The sequence below is a fragment of the Streptosporangium sp. NPDC002607 genome, assembly GCF_053592655.1.
This window is the reverse complement of record NZ_JBSFWD010000022.1, coordinates 62,088-81,016: the sequence shown is the minus strand read 5'-3', so window position 1 is coordinate 81,016 and position 18,929 is coordinate 62,088. Positions and strand designations below refer to the sequence as shown.

The 18,929-nt window shown below is 67.6% G+C and carries 24 protein-coding genes and 1 riboswitch; of the genes, 9 read left to right on the top strand and 15 right to left on the bottom strand.

Features of this window, described 5'->3' with window-relative positions; genetic code table 11:
- Window positions 1-44: 44 nt before the first annotated feature.
- Window positions 45-689: a 5,6-dimethylbenzimidazole synthase gene (gene bluB, locus ACWD3H_RS24550; RefSeq protein ID WP_355550412.1), complete on the bottom strand. Its 645-nt coding sequence runs from the start codon at window positions 687-689 to the stop codon at window positions 45-47.
- A gap of 30 nt (window positions 690-719) precedes the next feature.
- Window positions 720-918, bottom strand: a riboswitch (cobalamin riboswitch).
- 14 nt (window positions 919-932) lie between these two features.
- Window positions 933-1,268 (bottom strand): DUF4158 domain-containing protein, encoded by a 336-nt coding sequence (locus ACWD3H_RS24545; protein WP_451956615.1) that lies wholly within the window; start codon window positions 1,266-1,268, stop codon window positions 933-935.
- 801 nt (window positions 1,269-2,069) lie between these two features.
- Between ACWD3H_RS24545 and ACWD3H_RS24540 the strand changes: the two genes are divergently transcribed.
- A complete protein-coding gene (locus tag ACWD3H_RS24540; RefSeq protein WP_451956614.1) occupies window positions 2,070-3,935 on the top strand; it encodes a sensor histidine kinase in 1,866 nt (621 codons plus the stop codon).
- A 17-nt stretch (window positions 3,936-3,952) separates the two neighbouring features.
- Window positions 3,953-4,603, top strand: a complete 651-nt coding sequence (locus ACWD3H_RS24535; RefSeq protein ID WP_451956613.1) for a response regulator — start codon at window positions 3,953-3,955, stop codon at window positions 4,601-4,603.
- On the opposite strand, the gene ACWD3H_RS24530 is transcribed toward ACWD3H_RS24535, so the two are convergent.
- Window positions 4,600-5,703: an alpha/beta hydrolase family protein gene (locus tag ACWD3H_RS24530; protein WP_451956665.1), complete on the bottom strand. Its 1,104-nt coding sequence runs from the start codon at window positions 5,701-5,703 to the stop codon at window positions 4,600-4,602. The two genes, ACWD3H_RS24535 and ACWD3H_RS24530, sit on opposite strands and share 4 nt — an antisense overlap.
- 504 nt (window positions 5,704-6,207) lie before the next feature.
- On the opposite strand from ACWD3H_RS24530, the gene ACWD3H_RS24525 reads away from it, so the two are divergent.
- Window positions 6,208-6,867: a DUF4386 domain-containing protein gene (locus tag ACWD3H_RS24525; protein WP_451956612.1), complete on the top strand. Its 660-nt coding sequence runs from the start codon at window positions 6,208-6,210 to the stop codon at window positions 6,865-6,867.
- A gap of 318 nt (window positions 6,868-7,185) precedes the next feature.
- Here the strand turns inward: ACWD3H_RS24525 and ACWD3H_RS24520 are convergent, their stop codons facing one another.
- Window positions 7,186-7,800 carry a TetR/AcrR family transcriptional regulator gene (locus ACWD3H_RS24520; protein ID WP_451956611.1) on the bottom strand — a complete coding sequence of 205 codons (615 nt, stop codon included), beginning with the start codon at window positions 7,798-7,800 and terminating at the stop codon, window positions 7,186-7,188.
- A 244-nt stretch (window positions 7,801-8,044) separates the two neighbouring features.
- On the opposite strand from ACWD3H_RS24520, the gene ACWD3H_RS24515 reads away from it, so the two are divergent.
- Both ACWD3H_RS24515 and ACWD3H_RS24510 read left to right on the top strand, forming a co-directional pair.
- The gene (locus tag ACWD3H_RS24515) at window positions 8,045-8,392 is read left to right on the top strand and encodes a nitroreductase family deazaflavin-dependent oxidoreductase (RefSeq protein WP_355550400.1); all 348 of its coding nucleotides are present in this window, start codon (window positions 8,045-8,047) and stop codon (window positions 8,390-8,392) included.
- A 316-nt stretch (window positions 8,393-8,708) separates the two neighbouring features.
- Complete coding sequence (locus tag ACWD3H_RS24510) at window positions 8,709-9,371, top strand: hypothetical protein (RefSeq protein WP_451956610.1); 663 nt, start codon at window positions 8,709-8,711, stop codon at window positions 9,369-9,371.
- A gap of 174 nt (window positions 9,372-9,545) precedes the next feature.
- Here the strand turns inward: ACWD3H_RS24510 and ACWD3H_RS24505 are convergent, their stop codons facing one another.
- Window positions 9,546-9,869, bottom strand: coding sequence for a hypothetical protein (locus tag ACWD3H_RS24505; protein ID WP_451956664.1), 324 nt, complete (start codon window positions 9,867-9,869; stop codon window positions 9,546-9,548).
- Between the two features lie 41 nt (window positions 9,870-9,910).
- Between ACWD3H_RS24505 and ACWD3H_RS24500 the strand changes: the two genes are divergently transcribed.
- Window positions 9,911-10,033, top strand: coding sequence for a hypothetical protein (locus tag ACWD3H_RS24500; RefSeq protein ID WP_451956609.1), 123 nt, complete (start codon window positions 9,911-9,913; stop codon window positions 10,031-10,033).
- Window positions 10,034-10,067: 34 nt separating this feature from the next.
- Here ACWD3H_RS24500 and ACWD3H_RS24495 read toward each other — a convergent pair whose 3' ends face one another.
- From ACWD3H_RS24495 to ACWD3H_RS24480, 4 genes are all read right to left on the bottom strand, one after another.
- Window positions 10,068-10,817 carry a DUF429 domain-containing protein gene (locus tag ACWD3H_RS24495; RefSeq protein ID WP_451956608.1) on the bottom strand — a complete coding sequence of 250 codons (750 nt, stop codon included), beginning with the start codon at window positions 10,815-10,817 and terminating at the stop codon, window positions 10,068-10,070.
- A 253-nt stretch (window positions 10,818-11,070) separates the two neighbouring features.
- The gene (locus ACWD3H_RS24490; RefSeq protein WP_451956607.1) at window positions 11,071-11,517 is read right to left on the bottom strand and encodes an ADP-ribosylglycohydrolase family protein; all 447 of its coding nucleotides are present in this window, start codon (window positions 11,515-11,517) and stop codon (window positions 11,071-11,073) included.
- Window positions 11,518-11,569: 52 nt separating this feature from the next.
- Window positions 11,570-11,893, bottom strand: a complete 324-nt coding sequence (locus tag ACWD3H_RS24485) for a hypothetical protein (RefSeq protein WP_451956606.1) — start codon at window positions 11,891-11,893, stop codon at window positions 11,570-11,572.
- A 359-nt stretch (window positions 11,894-12,252) separates the two neighbouring features.
- Window positions 12,253-12,843 (bottom strand): hypothetical protein, encoded by a 591-nt coding sequence (locus ACWD3H_RS24480; RefSeq protein ID WP_350915976.1) that lies wholly within the window; start codon window positions 12,841-12,843, stop codon window positions 12,253-12,255.
- A gap of 574 nt (window positions 12,844-13,417) precedes the next feature.
- Here ACWD3H_RS24480 and ACWD3H_RS24475 point away from each other — a divergent pair.
- The gene (locus ACWD3H_RS24475) at window positions 13,418-14,149 is read left to right on the top strand and encodes a hypothetical protein (protein ID WP_451956605.1); all 732 of its coding nucleotides are present in this window, start codon (window positions 13,418-13,420) and stop codon (window positions 14,147-14,149) included.
- A gap of 15 nt (window positions 14,150-14,164) precedes the next feature.
- Here ACWD3H_RS24475 and ACWD3H_RS24470 read toward each other — a convergent pair whose 3' ends face one another.
- Together ACWD3H_RS24470 and ACWD3H_RS24465 are read right to left on the bottom strand one after the other, a co-directional pair.
- The gene (locus tag ACWD3H_RS24470; protein WP_451956668.1) at window positions 14,165-14,500 is read right to left on the bottom strand and encodes a hypothetical protein; all 336 of its coding nucleotides are present in this window, start codon (window positions 14,498-14,500) and stop codon (window positions 14,165-14,167) included.
- Entirely contained in the window at window positions 14,386-14,700 is a 315-nt protein-coding gene (locus tag ACWD3H_RS24465) for an rRNA adenine N-6-methyltransferase family protein (RefSeq protein ID WP_451956663.1), read from the bottom strand. Before ACWD3H_RS24465 ends, ACWD3H_RS24470 begins: the two co-directional genes overlap by 115 nt.
- Between ACWD3H_RS24465 and ACWD3H_RS24460 the strand changes: the two genes are divergently transcribed.
- Window positions 14,630-14,815, top strand: coding sequence for a hypothetical protein (locus ACWD3H_RS24460; protein ID WP_451956667.1), 186 nt, complete (start codon window positions 14,630-14,632; stop codon window positions 14,813-14,815). The two genes, ACWD3H_RS24465 and ACWD3H_RS24460, sit on opposite strands and share 71 nt — an antisense overlap.
- Here ACWD3H_RS24460 and ACWD3H_RS24455 read toward each other — a convergent pair.
- Together ACWD3H_RS24455 and ACWD3H_RS24450 are read right to left on the bottom strand one after the other, a co-directional pair.
- Window positions 14,797-15,042: a hypothetical protein gene (locus ACWD3H_RS24455; protein ID WP_451956604.1), complete on the bottom strand. Its 246-nt coding sequence runs from the start codon at window positions 15,040-15,042 to the stop codon at window positions 14,797-14,799. The two genes, ACWD3H_RS24460 and ACWD3H_RS24455, sit on opposite strands and share 19 nt — an antisense overlap.
- Window positions 15,039-15,344: a hypothetical protein gene (locus ACWD3H_RS24450; RefSeq protein WP_451956603.1), complete on the bottom strand. Its 306-nt coding sequence runs from the start codon at window positions 15,342-15,344 to the stop codon at window positions 15,039-15,041. The genes ACWD3H_RS24455 and ACWD3H_RS24450 overlap by 4 nt, the downstream gene beginning before the upstream one ends.
- Here ACWD3H_RS24450 and ACWD3H_RS24445 point away from each other — a divergent pair.
- Window positions 15,324-15,875 carry a hypothetical protein gene (locus ACWD3H_RS24445; RefSeq protein ID WP_451956602.1) on the top strand — a complete coding sequence of 184 codons (552 nt, stop codon included), beginning with the start codon at window positions 15,324-15,326 and terminating at the stop codon, window positions 15,873-15,875. The genes ACWD3H_RS24450 and ACWD3H_RS24445 overlap by 21 nt on opposite strands.
- A gap of 66 nt (window positions 15,876-15,941) precedes the next feature.
- Here the strand turns inward: ACWD3H_RS24445 and ACWD3H_RS24440 are convergent, their stop codons facing one another.
- Together ACWD3H_RS24440 and ACWD3H_RS24435 are read right to left on the bottom strand one after the other, a co-directional pair.
- Window positions 15,942-17,675: a S8 family peptidase gene (locus tag ACWD3H_RS24440; protein ID WP_451956601.1), complete on the bottom strand. Its 1,734-nt coding sequence runs from the start codon at window positions 17,673-17,675 to the stop codon at window positions 15,942-15,944.
- Window positions 17,676-18,551: 876 nt separating this feature from the next.
- Window positions 18,552-18,761, bottom strand: coding sequence for a hypothetical protein (locus tag ACWD3H_RS24435; RefSeq protein WP_451956600.1), 210 nt, complete (start codon window positions 18,759-18,761; stop codon window positions 18,552-18,554).
- Between the last annotated feature and the right edge of the window lie 168 nt (window positions 18,762-18,929).

Here is an 18,929-nt window from a genome sequence, read left to right as displayed (position 1 = left end):
AGCAGTCGGGCGCTCGAGGCGATGGTGGCGTCAGGTTGGGTGAGTTAGCGGTGGCCGAGGCCGCTCGTCCCCCATTGGTCGTGATGGATGGCGGCGGCCAGCGGGCGCCGTCGCCGCCATCCGTGCCGTTCCAGATCAGGGGCCTCTTCGAGGTGGGTGACGGGACCGAGACACAGCCACGCGACCGGACGGATCTGAACGGGGATACCGAGCAGGTCCCGCACAAAAGGCTCACGGTAGAACGACACCCAGCCGATGCCGAGCCGTTCGGCGGTCGCGGCCAGCCACAGGTTCTGGATGGCCAGGCACACCGAGTACAGGCCGGCGTCGGCGATGGCGTGGCGGCCGAGCACCGCGGGACCGCCCCTGTCCTGGTCATAGGTGACCACGACGGACAGCGTCGACTCGCGCACCCCGTCGATCTTGATCTGGGCGAACCGCCGGGCGGCCTCGCCATCGAGGGTGGCGGCGAAGGTCGCCCGCTCGTGCTGGACGTGGTCGTGGAAGGCGCCGCGGATCTCGGCGTCGCGCACCACGACGAAGTCCCACGGCTGGGACAGCCCGACGCTGGGGGCGGCGTGAGCCGCCGACAGCACGCGGTGCAGCACCTCGTCCGGCACGGGTCCGCCGGTGAACTGGCCTCGCACGTCGCGGCGGCGGTGAATGACATCGTAAAGCTGGCTGTTCATGGGCAGGCTCCCGCTGCGTCGTGCCCCTGGCGGGGCGATGGGCGCGAGGCCGGTCTTCGGACTCCCGGATCAACACCTGACCGCCCGCCTTCCCAGCCCTTACGAGCCAGTGGCTGTGCTTCGCACGTGGACGGCGGCTTCCCGGTCACCGCGGCGGGCCCGTGCCGGAATCACACCGGCTTCCCGATTCTCCTCGCGACCGCAAGGCACCTCGCAACAGTTCGCCGAGAGTACGGTAGCTGATCACCTCACCGCTTGCGATTGTGGCCGGGCCGGGTCCTTGAGGATCTTCCGCCACAGCGCCGAGGCGAAGGCGTCCACGTCGACCGACAGGACCACCGTGCCCGGCGTCCCGTCGGCCCCTTCGCGTTCCAACTCGATCCGCTCGGGGACGAACACCGCCCGGGCGTGGCGTTGGGCCTTCAACCACACCAGCAGCGCCAGCAGATGCTGATCATCCTTCGTCCTACCGCGCGCCCACTCCACCTCAACGGCAGACGGGGTGAACATCTCCGCGAGCTCCCGCGCCGAAACCGCCCGCGCGAACCTCGGGTACGCCGTCCGATCAATCGACGCCACCCAGATCCCCGGAAACCGCCACCAACCAGCACGAACCCCGCGAGTCTAACGACCAGTGATCAACAGCGCGGCCCGTTTCTGCCGTAGACCAGGCTCCAGGACGGAAGGGGAGCAGACACCCTGAGCAGACGCGTCAGCAGTCCTACCCCTGTTCCCGGGGGCCACGGATAGGACTTCCAGTCCCGTCCGCCGGTCTGCAGCAGCACGAAACTCTCTAGCATCGACTCGAACATCCCGGACTCCTCCTCAGAGGAGTTCGCCCCTCGCGGGGTCGGGGTCGAGGAACAGCGGGACAGTCGTTGGCGGTGAGAAAGATCTTGTTTCTCGTTGTGGCGGTGGGCTGGTCGAATGCGAAAGGGTCAGGCGGTCAGAGCCCGCTGAAGTGAGGGCGCGGCTCCGGAAGACACCGCCCCGACGCCCTGCACAGTCTTCCGCGACCTGCGACGCAGCGGTTTACCGCCAATGACTGTCCCGCTGTTCCTCAACCCCGGACATGCACGGCGACGCCCGCAAGGAGCAGCGTCGTCGCATGGACGTGGCGTAGATCGTGCAACCGGGCCGCAGGGAGCGGATTCTCCCAAGGAGGAGTGCGCGACCCGCCGGGCGGATGATGGCCGGTGTACCTTTGGCCGATCATCTGACGAGGCCGTCACCGGTGACGATGAACACGTGCGAACCATCGTCGCTGAGGCCACTGCCTTCGGGCTCCTGACAGCGGCCTCACCCGCCGGTCACACCAGCTGTGCCCGCGTGGGACGAGTCTTCATATGAGCTGCGAGGGTGGCTATGTGGTGGATCGGCTTGCTCGCAGCCGTCGTTCTCCTGTCGTACGTGGCCTACCGGTGCACGGCGAGCGTGACGGCGTGGAGTGCCGCGGCCGCGATCGTCGCGGCCACGGGTGTCGTCGCCGTCCTCGGCCGGACTCCGCTGGAGATCGTCGGCACGGCGCTACTGGCCGTGGGGCTGGGCGCGACGAGCTGGGCCCTGGGCAGGACGGCCCGGCTGCGCGGGGCGCGACGCCGGGCGCTGGCGGCCTACCGCTCGGGAGAGTGGGCAGTGCCCGGCCTGGCAGCGGCCTCCGAACGGCACAGGCTCGCCGCCGACCTCCATGACACCGCGGCGCATCGGCTGACCGGCATCATGATCGGCGCTTCGTCCGCGCTGCACGTCGCCGATCCCCGGCTGAAGGCCGAAGCGAGCGCGCACGCGGCGACAGAGGGGAGGTTGGCCGTGGCCGAGCTCACCCGGCTGACCGCCCTCGATCAGCAGGCGGCGCGAACCGACCTGGCAGAGGTCGACGCGCTGGTCGCGGGATGGCCGGGGCGGCCACCGGTCTATCGCAGGAGCGTGGAGTCCGCGCCGCCGCTCATCGCCGCGCTGGCCTTCCGCGTGGTGCGCGAGGCACTGACCAATTGTCGGCGCTACGCTCACGGAGCGCGCGTCGAGGTGGGCCTGGCACGGCGGAGCGACCGGCTAGTGGTCACGATCGACGACTGGGGACGTGCGGAGACGGGCGAGCCGTTCGCCGGGGGATGCGGGAGCGGCCTTTCGGTGCTGCGGGCCGACTTGGCGACGGCGGGCGGCTCACTGTCGGCCGGCCGGTCGGCACGAGGCTGGTCGGTGCGTGCGGAACTCCCTCTGACCATCAATCAGGCCGCCACCGAGAGGCCGGGCGGCAAACTGCACGCGTGGGCACTGGTGGGGTTGGCCGCTGGGATTCCGGTGGGCGGGCTGCTGATACCTGGGGCAGGTCCTCCGCTGTCCGCGCAAACGCTGGTTCCACTCCTGCCCCTGCTCGTCGTGCACGCCCTGGCACTGCGTTTCCACACACACCGGCCGGTCGTGGCCGTGCTCCTGGCCTTGTCCATATATCCGCTCCTGGTGGCGGCGCGATGGGCGGGCTGGCCGGTGCCGTCAGGCGGGGGCTTCTTGTGGAGCGGCTGGGTGGAGTTGATCATGATGTATGGCATTGGCGCGGCGAGGCGGCTGCGAAGCTGGCCGGCACCGGCGGCGGTGGCGGTGACGACCGGGGCGGCGCTGGCCTGGAGCCCGGAGATCACCGGTAACCGCGTGGGCGTCTGGGCGGTGCTGAGCGTCTGCCTGTTGATGCCGATGGCGGGGGTGTGGGCGGCAGGCGTGGCAATCACGACCAGGCGGGCCGGTCGTCATGCCGCCGCCGTCGTGCGCCATCACCGGTTGAGCGAGGAAGCGGCACGAGCGGAGCGGGCCAGGGTCGCCACCAGGCTGCGTTCGACGGCGTTGCTGCGCGCGCAGGCGGTGGTGGCCGCCGTGGACCTGGAGACCGTGATGGTCGAGGCGCGCGCAGGGCTGAACGCCCTGCGGGACCTGCTCGATGAGCTACGTAGCCCGGTGGGCGAAAATGCCCCGCCCCCGTGCCTGGCCGGGATCACCGCACTGGCGGCCCGCCACGAAGCGGTCGTGCGCTTTCTCGGCGAGCCGCGCCAACTGCAGGGAGCTGTGGAGGCGACAGCGTTCTGGGTCGCCCGCGAGCTTCTTGGTCACGATGGGATGCTCGTGGTGAGCTGCCTTCCCACTGGGGTTATGCTCTCGGGCATGGCGGATGCGGGGGCCAGACGACGGCTGCGGGCCGTGGCCGACGCGGCCGGCGGCGGCATGGCCCGCCGTGGCAGGTGGGTGCGGATCTGACTGCCCGAGGTGGGCGTGTGATCCGGGTGCTGGTGGCCGATGACCAGGCGATGGTCCGGGCCGGGATCGCCGCGATGTTGTCGGTCGAACCCGACATCGAGGTGGTGGGCCAGGCCGCCGATGGGGCGGCGGCGACCGCGCAGGCCATCACCGAGGTTCCGGACGTCGTGCTGATGGACATCCGGATGCCCGGCACCAATGGCTTGTCGGCCGCCGCCACGATCACCCGCCGGCTGCCGGCGGTCCGCGTGGTGATGCTGACCACGTTCGGGCTGGAGGAATATGTCCACACCGCGCTACGCGCGGGCGCCTGTGGTTTCCTGCTCAAGGACGCCGAGCCGAGGCGGGTGATCGAGGTGGTCAGGCTGACCGCGGCGGGCCAGTCGTTCCTCGACCCGGCGATCACCTCCCGGCTGATCAAGCGCTTGGTCCCACACCTGCCATCACCCGCCCCCGCGCTGAACACGTTGACCCCGCGCGAAGATGACGTGCTGTGGCACCTCACACGCGGCCTGACCAATGCCGAGATCGGCGCGGCCTTGGGCATCAGCGCCACGACCGTCAAGGAGCACGTCGCCTCCATCTTGGCTAAGCTCCAGGTCCGCGACAGGCTGCATGCCACCATTTACGCCTACGAGAGCGGCTTCATCTGGTCGCGTGAGCCCTAACGGGCGATCACCTGCACCTCGGGAAACCGTGAGGAACGCCTGTCGAGCAGGTCGCCTTTGCGCCGTAGATGCAGATCGAAGAAGGCCATGGTGTAGGCGCGGGTGACGGCCACGGAACGCGCCGCCGACAGTGTGCCGTTTACCGCTCGGAACTGCTCCTTTGACAGGCCGATCACCGGCGCCGCCTGCTCGTACAGCAGCGGCAGGTCGGTATAGGAATTGTGCTTGACGCCCTTGGTCTTCACGTGCAGCCGCCAGCCCTTCAGCCGGGACCAGAAGGCCTTCTGCCCGCGGATGGGCTTGTCGAAGATCTCGGCCTCCATGAGCATGTACGGCTTGGCCAATCCTTTGGCGGCCACCTTGCCGAGGGCGGGTCCGTCCAGGTTCAAAACCGCCTTGACCCGCCGATCCTCCAGCATCGTCGCGGCGGCCGTCGCTCCTCCCGCGGAATGGCCGAACATGCCGACCTTGCTCAGGTCGAACGCGCCACGCAGCCCCTCCGGCAGCTTCCGGCCTTCAACATCGGGGTTCTGCCCCTTGTTCAGCTCCTTGAGCCGGTCCAGCACGAATCGCGTGTCGGCCACCCGCACCTTGATCTCTTCGGCCTTCTCGTCCAGCCGGCTCACCGGGACCGGCTTCAGGACACGGCCGGTGACCGTGCCGTTGGGGAACTCCACCTCGCCGGCATCGCCCGGATGATCGATCGTGACCACCAGGTAGCCCCAGCTGGCCAGTTCTTCGACCGTGGTGGTGTTCATGGAACGGTCGGCGCCGTTGCCGGGTGAGAACAGTACGACGGGCAGCCCTCGGCCCGCCACAGGGGCCCCTTCGCGGCCATGGGTCAAAGGCAGGCTGACAGCCGCAGGCGAGAGGCCGCTGTTGCGATAGAAGGCCTCGGCGGCGCGAGGCGGCAGCCAAGGCGCAGCGGGGTGGCCGTCCGGACGACGGGTGGGGTACCACAGGCTGATCATCAGCTCACGCCGGTCATGTGCCTTGATCCACGGGTCGGCCCTGGAGCCGTCACGCAGGTGCAGCGCGACAGTGCCGATCTCGCGTGGACCTGTCGGCTGGGGCAGGGCCACAGTGACGGGCTTTGACATGGCCTGTACGGCGGGCCCGGTGAGCAGAAGGCCGACCGCCACCGCAGAGGCCACGCCCCGTCTGAGCAATGCGCAATTCATAACGGCCACGCTAGGGAGGCTCGCTGTCCAGAAACTCCCCACCAGAGATGATTTTGGCACTCATACGAATGAAGGAAGCACCCCTCCGCCCGGAGGGGAGGTCAAGGCCCGCTTGAGCTTGGCATCACGGCATCCATCATGTCGCTGGAGCCGATGCGGTAAGCCGATACGAACTGGGGCTGCTCATCGCCCGACGCGATGGACTCGACGCGGACCAACTGCCTTCAGGCCGGCTGAGCGGTGGGCGGGGTGTCGACGTTCCGGGCACCCGGACCTCTTTCTGCAGCAGAACCCTTGTGGCCTTACACGTGTAAGGGTAGAGTCGGCAACATCCTTACAGGTGTAAGAAAGAGCGGCCGGCCCGCGCCGACATATGGGAAAAGTGTTATGAATACAAGCAGGCAGGCAACCGCAATTGCGGGCGTGTTAGTCATCGTGGGCATGATCGCCGGCGTGCTAAGTGTTGTTCCCGTCCTCGAGGAGCCACACTATCTCGATCTCATTTCTGCACATGAGAGCCAGGTCATCGTCGGCGCAGTTTCTCAGTTCATCATGATCCCCGCCTATGTCGGGTTTGCGCTGTTCCTGTATCCGGCATTGAGGATGGAGAATGAAGCGCTCAGTCTGGGTTTCCTTGGATTTAGACTGATCGCAGCGATGTTCCATTTCATAGGCGTGATTTTCTTGCCTTTGTTTCTTGTGCTGGGTCAGGAGTTCGCCCAAGCCGGCGCTTCAGACACATCCCACCTGGAGGCCTTGGGTGAGCTGCTGCGGACGGCGCGCGACTTGGTTAATCATGTCGCTTTGATCATCTCGCTGACCCTCGGAGATCTCCTATTTTTCTGTATTCTATATCGGTCGAGATTTGTCCCTCGCTGGTTGTCCGCGTGGGGACTCATCGGGGCCGGATTAGCTATGTTGGCGAGCTTCTTGGTGCTGTTTCGTCTGGTTGATGTCGTCACGCCACTCTACCTGGCCATAAATGCGCCACTGGCCCTACAAAGCTTGGTCTTGGCCACGTTTTTGATCACAAGAGGCTTCGATACAAAGACATTGACTACGGGCCGCCAGCACGACGGCTGACGTGCACGTCGTCCCAACTTGTTGCGACGGCTGTGCGCGCCGAGAACTCGGTCATGTCATGCGACCTGCAGATACTCGTCTATGAGGCCGCCGAGTCGATCTCGTCTCAGCGGTCGCTGCGGAAGGCAGGGGAGTGCGGTCGAGCCTCGCGGCAACCTGACCTTCTGCTTTTCAGTCCTTGATGTGTCTGCGCGCACGCCCTGCGTGGCACGAACGCCCGGGGCTCCTCGCTAGATATCGCTGAACACGCCGCCGGTCCCCGCTGCGAGCGTTTCCGGGGAGGGGCAAGGTGAGTCTCACGTAGCGGTGTCGGGGGCTCTACCTCCGGCGAGCTTCGAGCGCATCCAGAATCAGGTCCAGGCCGTAGCCGAACTCGCTCGTGTGGTCGTAGCCCGGCCGCAGGGCGTGGTCGACGATCATCTCTGTGAGGTACGGCAACTCGTCCGCCGGCAGGTGCTCGAGGATGCTGCCGGCCACTTCCTCGACATCGTCCGGCGTCGTCATCGGCAGGTTCGCCTCCTGGAGGACGAACCCGCTGATGTAGCTGTCGATGAGCGAGACAGCGTGCGCGGCCATCGGCAGCGTGAACCCCGCCTCGCGGAGGACACCGAGGACGGCGTCGTGGTGGCGTAGCGTCGCCGGCCCCGGGTTGCGACGGGAGTCCATGAGGCCGAGAGCCCAGCTGTGCTGCGACAGGACCGCACGCGCGGAGGAGGCGCGCGCACGGATCGCGTCGCGCCAATCGTCGTACTCGGCGCTGGGTAGCTTGATCGCCGCGAACACCATGTCGGTCACGCCGTCGAGGATCGCGTCCTTGTTCGGTACGTGGTGGTAGAGCGACATCGCCTCCACGCCCAGTTCCTGCGCCACCCGTCGCATCGTGATCGCCTCCACGCCGCCGCGATCCGCGACCCGGATCGCGGCTTCCAGCACTAGACCTCTGCTGAGCGGTTGCCGTGGCGGTAGCGGTGGTGGTGGGGACACGACGGCTCCAGGGTGCGGATGGGATTGACAACCTTACAATTGTAAGCCAGCCTTACGCTCGTAAGTTGCCTTACTAACGTAAGTCCTCCCGGGTGGGAATCAGCTGGGAGCCCGGCGAACGTCTGACCCACGACGCGCCCCGCCGGAGCGAGGGAAGGAGATGCCGATGCCGATGCCGAGGTGGTGGGGGCACGTGAACAAGCGGGTATTCAATCCTCGCGCGATCGCGAGCGGGACGTGGCCGGTGCTGATTCACGTCGGTCGCATTTCTGGCGCGACGTACCGCACGCCGCTCGATGCGCATCCTGTCGACGGCGGCTACCTGTTCGTTCTGGTGTATGGATCGCGCTCGGACTGGGTGCAGAACGTCCTGGCAGCCGATGGTGCGTGGCTCCGGGTCGACGGGAGGGAGGTGGAACTCGCCGCCCCACGCCTCGTCGGGGAAGACGAGGCGTTCCAGGCCCTCTCCGATGAGGTGGCACGCCCACCGAGGCTGCTCCGTATCACCGAGTTCCTCCGTATGGACCTGGTCGCAGGCTAAGGTGTGGTCGCGGATCTCCGCGCGAGCCCGCCGGATCAACGCCACCACCACGGCGCCGCGCCTGAATCCAGTGCGACGTTCCCTACCGGAAGTACAGATCCACCCCGGTCCTGGCATCAGGAAGGCAGGCCCGACAATCTCGGCTTCCCCGCAGCGCGTTCGCAACCTCCGTTGAGGAACGGAGCACTAGGTCGGCTGCCTCCACGACGGTCAGTCCCGTTCTCGCCTGCTGATCAGGGAGTGCGTCCTGGCACAAGTGGTCTCCAAGAGAGTGCACCCACCCTGAGGGCATGTACAACACACTCGGGCTTGAAGCATGACCGACGAAGCCAAGCCCGGCAAAGAGACATGGTGGCCGACCGAAGGGGCATGGTGGCGTATCCCGCTGGCCGCGCTGGTCGGCGTCGTGATTCCGCTCTTCCTGGTGGCGAACTTGATCGTGGTCGTGGTGAAGGCATCCCAGCCGTGCGTGTCACCACCCGAGGGCACCTGGTCGCCGACCGCCGCCCGTACCGAGACCCGCATCGATTTCCCGCTCACCGCGGCGGACATGCCCCGTACCTTCCCCCTCCCGGACGAGGAGTCCTTCATCCTCGTCGCGGCCTACCAGACGCCCGGTGAGAAAAAGGTCCAGGTGTGGCGGCGCTACCCAGAGCACACAGACCCGGACGCCTCACTCGACGAGGAACTGCAGCAGTCCGCTTTCACGACGGTCAGGAGTAGGTCCGGCACCAGGACCGCCGATGCCTGCGCCGAGGGAATCGTGGCGATGCCGACCGCCCCGCTCGGTGGCGCGGCGGCCTGCTACCTGTCCCAGTTCAGCGACGCGAAGACCCACATCTACAAGCCGGGGGCGGTGTGTCTTTTCTTCGACCGGTGGTCCGGGGCGAAACTGGAGGGGCCGGACATGACCGTGAGCGAGCTGGCCGAGCTGATGTCCCGCCTGCGACCCGCCATCCAGGTCCCGCGCACCCCGTGACCGCCTCCCTCGCCGGATATCGCACGTTATATCCGACCTGGGAAAACGCGGCCTGACCCCGCATTTCCGCTACGCCCACCGCTCCTGACCGGGGGTACAGCCGCCGACGGCCTCAACCGCTTCCCGCCAGGCCGGGCCGCAGGTGAGCCGTACAGCCTGTCCTCCAGAAGCAGGTCAGCAGGAGCGATGCCGCACCCATGCTCCCCCGGCCTCGGCGGCCCGCGTACGGAAATCGCGTCCTTCCACCGGGCCGAACCGCGCCTTGTACAGCCGGGACAGCGTCCACAGCGCGGCCAGGCCGGTGACCGCGTCCGCGGGCGCGGACCGCCACGCCGGTACCCGGGCCAGCAGCGCCTCGGTCTGCTCCGAGGTGTGACCCGCCTCGATGAAACGGGGAGCGAGCATGACCGCGTCCACCCACCCGGCACCGCGCACCGCGAATGCCCAGTCGATCACGTACGTTCGCCCATCATCGATCCGGAAGTTGCCGGGGTGCAGGTCGTGGGCGTCACCCCCCCCCCAGCGAGTCGAGACTGAACGTGACCCAATTGCGAGAGAGCGCCCTGTGCACCAAGGCTTTCACCGAACTCGCCGAGCTGGCGTCGTACGGCGCGACAGCACGGACGTTGATCGTCACGACCATCACCGCCTTGGAGATGTGACAGCTTGCTTCACATGTCCAACTACACGTTCTGCTCAGCCAGCCGGGCGAAGCTCGCTCAAGGGTCCAGTGGGGAGCGCGATCCACCCCTCGGAGCGCGCCGAGCGAGTTTGGTCCTGCGTCGGAACGGTCACGAGGCCCTGAGATGCGGCGCGGGCGGTGAGCGCGGCGATGACGGCGTCTATCGCATCGTCGCACGTGCGGCAGATCTGTTCGTGGGCCCCCAGGTCCAGCCATGGTGCCGCTTCCTGAAGTTTGTCGACCAGTTGTGTAAGTTTGCCGCGATTCGCTGAGCGTTTGTAGCCGTCGTGGGGCAGACCCCAGCATTTGAGCGAAGCCGCAGGATAGACCTCCACCACAACACCGATGCCGCTGCGGTCAACCGGCTGCCCCTGCCGGGCAAGGTCGGCGAGTAGGGCCGCGCAGCGCATGGCGGTGTGGCCGATGCGATCAGCGGAGACGCTCAGGGGTCTGAGTACCAGCTCCGAGGTCACCTGGTCAGTGACGCGGAAGGCAAGCTCCCTGCGCCAGTCAATGCCTGCAATGCCGCTGGGTACCTCGACATGTCCAATGCGGTGAGCCGCGATGAAATCAATGAATTTGTCCGGCCAACCGAGCGGACAGTCAATGCCAGCCTTGTCCGCGTCCTTGATCGCTTCAATGATCAGTTCATCGTCTGCCAAAGTCTCGACCCTGCAGACGCGGGCACTATCGGCAGACCAATCGAGCCAGGCCACCGCTGTCTTGTCTACTTTTGTTGCCAGGTCAACACCAACCGTAAGCACGGTCTTACGGTAGAACACCGGTTGGTCAGCGGACAGGCAGAACTTCCATGAAATCGGCCCATACCGCCGATCGGAGTTCCCAGCAAAATCCTGAACTCCCGCCAGCTCTCTTTCCTCGTCAACGGTGTACGCCGCTCAACCTAACGATCATCACGCGTCCGTCGTGACATAGAGTTTTGGTCGCCTTCCTGGGCACGCGACGATCCCCCTTCCGCCGTGAACGCCGGACGGTGCATGGGTTGCCGCCGTACGTTCACCTCGCCAGACGCTGTGCGAGATCGACCAACTCCGGCAGGCGCAGCACCCGCTCGCCGGCTCCTGGCAGGGGGACGTGCAGGGGTTCGGTCCAGCGTACGGGGATGGCGTCGGCTCCGTAGAGCGCACCGGCGAGACCGCCGGTGACCGCGGCAACGGTGTCGGTGTCACCGCCCAGGTCGATCGCGACGCGCACCGCGTCCGCATAGCTGGAAGTGGTACGCAGTGCCCAGAGCGCCGAGCCGAGGCAGGGCCAGACGGCACCGTTGAACTCGGTGGCATCGTCGGGGTGCCAGCCACCACCACCGCACATCTCGTTCTCCTCGCCGGGAACGGGAAACCGAGCGGAGAACACCCCGGCGAGGCCGAACTCGAAGGGAGCGCCCAGCGCATCGCCTACCGCCGAGCCCACAACGGCGCCGACGGCACGCCGAGTACGGTTCATCGCGGCAGCCTACCGGGAGATATTTCCGACGCTCAGCCTCGAATCCGCTGATTCAGCAGGAGCGATGCCGCACCCATGCTCCCCCGGCCTCGGCGGCCCGCGCACGGAAATCGCATCCCTCCACCGGGCCGAACCGCGCCTTGTACAGGCGAAACAGCGCCCACAGCGCGGCCAGGCCGGTGACCGCGTCCGCGGGCGCGGACCGCCACGCCGGTACCCGGGCCAGCAGCGCCTCGGTCTGCTCCAGGGTGTGACCCGCCTCGATGAGACGGGGGGCGAGCATGACCGCGTCCACCCACCCGGCACCGCGCACCGCGAACGCCCAGTCGACGACGTACGGCCAGCCGTCGTCGATCCCGAGAAGGGGAGAAGACATCGGAGGCGGGCCATGAGGGCGGGCGGTCATGAAGTAGACACCCTCCTCCAGGAACCGCCCACCGGCGGTGCCGTCGATGGACCGTCGACGGTGTAGTGGTTGGCCTGGCCACTGACCTGACATGTGGCACGAGCCTTGTGGACGTAGCCGTAGACAGTGTTACGACACTGCGAGGTCGCCCCCTCCAGGAGAGGATTACTGAAAGTCGAGGGCGAGGAGTAGCAGTTCGGAGCAGCGACAGTGGTGGAGGTGGAAGCTACAGCGGGTCCGGTACTGAGCCGATCATAAGTTTTGGTACGTGCTGGGTGGCGGTGGGAGATCGAGTTCGGGCGGCCCGGGGTAACCCCCGGCTTTCTTGTTCAGTACGACGGGGTGTCTTTTTCGCCGCGGAGCACCCGGAGTGCCTCCTCGGCCCGATTCTGGGCCTCCTGATGCGTCAAGCCGTCCACGGAGGCGACGAAGGAGACGAAGACGTCCCTGTCGGGGGCCTTGAAGCTGAAGGTGTCTCCCAGCGAGGGGAAGATTCTGCGCGTGAGCTCCATCGTGGACGCGGTGATCTTCTCGTTGGGAGTACTGTCCCCGCCGATTGCCGAGAGCATGCCGAACCATGCGCCGAGGCGCCACGTCAGGGCCTTGGCGAAGGCGATGTTGAACGGAATCCCCACGATGGGAATGGAGCCGACGAGCTTGTCCCAGAGCAAGTCCTGGGCGAGGAAGGGAATATTCGGCTTCAGGTATTCCTTGGCGGCCTCCGCGGTGATGTGGCCCCTGCCGTAGATGCTCCGTACGTCGTTCCACAGGTCGATGTAGAACGGAATCGCGATCACGTCGACGACCAGGTTCGCTCCGCCGCCGAAGAACCCGCTCGCACCCTGCGCCAACACGTTTCCCGTCGCGAGGGTGCTGGTTCTTTCGTAAACCCGCGCGGCGCGCTCCTCTTTTTCTTTCATGTTCCCTTCCGCTTTTTCGTGTCCTGCCAGATGAAATGAGGCCGGGGCACTGGCCGTACCGAGTGTAGAACGAGGATTGATCTCTGGATACGGTCCCGTTCCCCGGGGCGATGGCCGCCCCGCGGGTTGTTTCCCCGGCGCGTGCCGCCGGGACCTGACGGCGTCCCTCATCCCTTCAGGGGCCGGCGGGGCGAGAGCGGCGTCCGTGGCGGATCGGTACGGCGGCCGAGGCCGGGGGTAGTGCCGAGCCGGTCGGCCAGGCGCCGCCTGACGCGCCCGAGCGGGAATCCATTCGATTCCCGCTGTGTAGTGAATTTTTCGGACAAAACGATGTCGGATCTGCTAGGAAGATGCCCGGCAAAGATCCGTTCCAGAGAGGGGCATTGTGGGGAGCGACGACAACCAACGGTCGTACGGAGAGGATCTCCGCGAGCAGACCGGCCCGGTGGGACCCGTGTCGCAGCGTGAGCCTGGCCGCACGGGGGGCGACGTGTTGTCGGATGGATGGGGTTCGGGAACAGCTCAGGTGCCTGTCCACGGCGACATCCAGGTGTATGTCCAGAGCGATGTCCCCGTGTCCGTCCGGAGTGACGCGCAGGGGTCCGTCCACGGCGACACCTCGGTGTCCGTTCACGGCGACGAACTTCAGGAGACCGCGGCTTTCGACGAGGAAGACGAGCGCTCCTGGCGCGAGGTCGGCCAGGACCCGGAGCAGACGCGCGGCTTCCTGGGATCGGGCTGGACGGGGGAGCCGGACGACGAGAAGCCCCAGGGCAAGGTGCTCCTGGCGGTCGTCGTGGGTGTCGTGGTGGCGGGACTCGCGGGCGGCTGGATGCTGTCCTCCACCGTGGGCTCGACGCCGGACGCCGCATGTCCGCCCGGTGTCAACTGCGCGACGGGCGAGCGACCGCAGCCGTATCCGGCGGACCTCCCGGCCGAGGAGGCGACGAGGCCCGCTGTCGAGCAGAGCATCACCCCCGAACCGACGACCTCCTACGCTCAGGCGTCTCGCAGTCCGGCCCCCCGGCCGACGCCGACTCTCAGCACTCCGCCGGTGAAACCGGCTCCGGAGCCCGCCGGGGAGCGCAGGGATGACGGCGCCAAGAACGTGCAGCCTCGGCCGCAGGTCTCCGCCGAGCCCGTTCCCTCGCAGACGGCCCAGGCTCCGATTCGGGACTCCGCTCCCGCTGAGAACCCCGCTCCGAGCCAGAAATCAGCTCCGGCTGAGAACCAGGCTCCGGCCGAGGACCCGGCTCCGAGCGAGAAGCCGAAGCGCGGTGGCGGCCTGCTCGACTGGCTGTTCTGAGCACTGTCCGTCCTTTCAGTCCTTTTCCTCCACGCAGGTACACGCACCACGCCTGTACGCCGACTGGTGCGGAGATCCCGCGTCCTGCCAGAGCAGGACGGCGTCCTCGACCGCGTCCCACAGCCGTAACGGACCGTGCTGGCGAACCGTCCACCCACCCGCCGGGTCGGGCCGGGTGGTGGCCTGTGAACCGGTGGCCACGTCCAGCAGGGCGACCTCCTCACCGCCACCCAGTCTCACCGCCGACGGCGCGGCCAGCTGCCCCACGAACAGCCCGGCCGGATCGTCCAGGACACACGGGTCCACCAGGCTGCTCCTGCCGTCGCCGATCCCGAGAAGAGGAGAGGACATCGGAGGCGGGCCATGAGCGTGGGCGCGTACCCGGCGGCGGCGAGCGCGTCGCGAGCCCGCCTGGCCACGACCTGGTCGTACTCGATCGAGGTCACGGCCTTGTCGCCGAGCCGATGACACATCAGCGCCGTGGAGTACCCGGTTCCGGTACCGATCTCCAGCACCTTCTCACCGCCGGAAATCCTCGCGGCCTCCAGCATTCGCACGACCAGGCCGGGCATCGTCGACGACGACGTGGGCGCCCCGCAGGCGAGACCACGCGCCTCCTTGACCATCACGCCGTCGACCTGCGTCGCCTACGTCTCGTCGCGGTAGACCAGCTTCAGCCATTCGTCCCCGGTCATCTCCTCGCGGCGCACCACCTCCCACCGATCGCCGTACTCGGTGGCCCTGGCGATCGCCGAACCGAGAAACGGCTCGCGCGCCACGGACTCGACCGCGTTCCGCCACGCCGGGTCGCGCAGACATCCGGTCCGGGCGAGCCGGTCGGCAAGGTCACGGCGGAGCCGCGCGGCCAGGCCGGGCGTGCCATGAGCGGTCACGGTCGTTCCTCCAGGAGCAGATCGGCGAGGGCTGCGGCGATCGGCAGGCCGGTGGCGTCTTCCAGCCAGCCCCACTGCCCGTTGGGGTTGCACTCAAGGAACACCGGAGCACCGTCGGCGGTGAGCGCGAAGTCGAACGCACCGAAGCGCAGACCGAGGTGTTCGACGTACGCGAGACAGCCCTCGGCGAGACCGGGCGGAGGCTCGACCACAGCGTATGAGAGGCGGTCGTAGTCCTGCCGCCAGTCGAGCAGGCCGGAGTCGATTCGGACGCAGAACACGTGCCTGCCGACGACGGTCACCCGCAGGTCGGCCACCTTGTCGACACGTGTCTGGAACAGGTGCGCGGCACCCTGCTCTCCCAGCTCGCGGGCGAGCGTACGGTCCTGCTCAGCACGCACATCGTCGAGGACGTGGCGCAGACCTGCCGCTACCTCGCGGTACTGGCCAAGGGACGCCTGGTGTTCCGGGGAAGCGTCATGGAACTGGTCTCGCAGGCCGACCACCAGGTGTGGGCGCTGGCCACCCCTGGCCCCGCCCCCTCACAGGGCAGGGTCGTGGCCGCCGTCCCCGAGGGAGCGGGCATGCGCTACCGGCTCATCGCCCCCGCCCCCGACCCGCACGCCCGCCCGCCCGGCCGAACCGACCCTGGAGGACGGCTACCTCGCCCTCATGGACGCCAACGGGTAGCCGTGGAAGGCGGCTCCCTCCCACGACGGCCCGGAGGCCACCGTCCGGGCGGCCGTACCCGGCGAACCAGGCGCCCGAACAGGGGCCGGGCGCCTGGCCTGACCGTGCCCGGACGCCCGGCCGGTGGGCGTCCGGACGCCTGATCGGTCAGGCGTCCGGACGGCCGGTCCCGGTCAGGCGCCCGGACGGGCGGCCCTGGTCAGGTCAGGTCAGCGGACGGCCCGCAGGGCGTCCACGATGCCGTAGCCGTAGAAGCCGTTACGGAGCCTGTTTCCCTCGCACACGTGCGTCGTGACGACCGTGTTGCCGTTCGACAGGTGCCGCGTGTAGGTGTAGGCGGCGGGGGTGGGGCAGTCCTTCCTGGTGGCGGACGCCTTGAGCACCGTCTCCACGACGGCGGGGTTGAGCGTCTTGCCGCCGTGCGTCCGGTCGCGGTGGCCGAACTTGCTGACGATCAGCGCCGCCACTCCCGCGGCGCGCGGCGAGGCCATCGAGGTGCCCTGGAGGTACTGGTAGTAGGCGCAGACGCCGTTCTTGCAGTCACGGACGACGCGGGCGACGTTGGGCGTGCCGTCGGGGTTCAGCTCACCCCGCGCCTCGGCGAGCGACCGGGGGTAGGCCGACAGCGTCGTCCTGGTGACGTCGCTGGTGTTGGTGGGCGTGTCGTAGCTGTCCCCGCCGGGGGCGGCCAGGTCGACGGAGCCGTTGCCGTAGTTGGAACCGTAGGACTTGCGCTCGCTGATACCGGTCGCGGAGACCGTGATCACGTGGTTGCCCTCGACCGGCATGATGGAGCAGTCCGGCGAGATCGTACGCGAGTAGGGCAGCTCGCCCGGCACCCGGACGAAGTTGGGGCTTGAGGTGTCGGCGTACTCCCTGCTGAGGTCGCTGAACTGGTTGCCGACGGCCGTGACCAGGGTCACGCCCCTGGCGTGCGCGTAGTCGAGCGCCCGCTGCATGGCCTTGATGATCGTGGTCTGCTCCAGGCGGTCGGCGGGAGAGTCGGCCGGGTTGTTGACGCAGTTGGACAGCCACGGGTCGATGTAGTAGCTCATGTTGGCCACGTCGATACCGACGTCACCCGCGTAGGTCAGCGCGTCCACGCTCGGCTGGAGGAAGAAGTAGCCGATGTCCGAGCCGACCCGCAGGTTCACGATCGAGACCTTGGGCGCCACGCCCGCGATGCCCAGCCCGTTGATCGGCGAGGCCAGCGACGACGCCACGTGCGTGCCGTGACCGTCCTCGTCCACGTCCGCCGGGTCGTTGCAGGAACGGTCCGGCTCCTCCTCGCAGGGGCCGTCGACCTCGTCGCCGTTGGCGTCGACCGGGATGTCCACGGTGAAGTTGCGGCTCAGCTCGCGGTTGAAGTTCGGCGCGATGTCGGGGTGGGAGCCGTCCACGCCGGTGTCGAGGATGCCGACCAGCACGCCGGGGTCGCCCTGCTCGTGCTTGTACGAGCCGTCGACGGTGGCGTTGATCTGCTTCATGTCCCACTGGAGTTCCGACAGCGGCTCGGCCTCGGGGGCCGGCTTGCCCGGCCTGGTGGAGGGGGTGCCGTACTCCTCCTTGCCCGGCTTCTCCAACGCCTTGGCCGCGAGGGCCTCGCGCACCGCCGCGTCGCTCACCGGGGCGTTCTTGGGTACGCCGCCGACTGACCGGTTGCGGGCGACGCCCTCGATCAGGGCGTTGCCCCCCAACTGACTCGTGAAGCCGGTGTTGGTCGTGGCGACGGTGGCGAGACCGACGGCGCCGTTCTCCTTGAGAATCCTCCCGCCCGCGGCCTGGATGGCACTTCTGGCGTCGGCGGCGTTGACATCCTCCTTGTAGAGGACCACGTATTCGGTTTCCCGGCTGGGTTCCGCACCCACCTGCCGGGCCTGTGCCGGAGCCGCCAGCGTCGCCGCGGCGACAGCGGCGACGGCAATGACGACAGCGCGTTTCACACATACCTCCATGCGTCAAAAAATCCCTCGCCAATATCACCACACCGACAGCACCGCTCCGTATATAAAGAAGGTCGCGGAGAAGCGTAAGAACATGCCATTGACTACTTTCTCGGAATGTCGGATGTAGCGGTTCGCGACACCGGCCCCCCGAGGACGAGAGGGTCGCGCCCCGACAGCGGAACGATCTTCGATCGGCGCGGAACCCGGCCGGACGGCGGCCACCCAGAAGGTCGCCCCCTCCCGCCGCGCGGCGGGCGCGGACGTCCGCCGGGCGCCAGGACGGCGCGATGGGGGTTTCCCCGGCCGGAGGGTCGGCCCCGTACCGGACGGGCCGTCCGCGACCACCGCACACCGCGATCCCACCGGTTCACAAAATCAGCGCGAACCGCCGGAAACAATCCCTGACGCCCTCCATGGAGCCCCACGCCGAACAAATGCCGAGCAATTCATATGGTCATTACCGTAATGCCCGGAAGGAATGAATCCGGATATCGACATGACAGAATCCGGCTCACTCACAGGTGGCCCTCGCTGCCGTTTTCCGCACGCGGCCCCGGGCAGGCCCGGCCGAGGACCCGCCACCCGCCGCCCCGCGGCACCGGCCACCACCGCGCCCCCGAGGGGTGACGGCGGCGGCCCGCCCGACTCCCCTCGCGCGGTCAGTGCCGATACGTGTGACGTCCATGGCTTCCGGCTCGGCGCGGGCCTGCTCGACACTCCGACCATTGAAGGTGTCGATGATGCCGAATATCAGGGGAATTTCCCGTCTGACGGCCTCGACGATGTTCGCCTTCGTACGGGCATGACTGACGCGGCGGCCGGTAATCCGGCTGTGTTCACCGGCGTTGTCGGAATGGTAACCGGTCGTCAGGCTCACCCGGGGTGGCCGAACGGCTCCCACCACTCATCGCGTATGGCGACGAGGTTGGAATAGTTCTCCACTCCGAGGGCCGCGTCGACGACATCGCTCAAGAGCGCCACGAAGTCCGGGTGGAGCGCCGGTTCTCCTCCGATGAACCGTAGGTGGCTTACATCTTGTTTTTTCGCGTCGGCGATGAGCCCGCGCCGGTCATCGACCTTCATGGTGCCGTGTCCACCGTGTGGCCCACTTGATGCACAGCGGTGGCGGCACTGGAGTTGATACTTTCCGGTCGGTTCGAATTCCAGCCGCCGGCCGGGCAAGGGCGGGGTTTCTCTCACAGTGGCGAACGCGGTTCCCCTCCTCCTTCGCCATGGAGATCGTTTACCCCC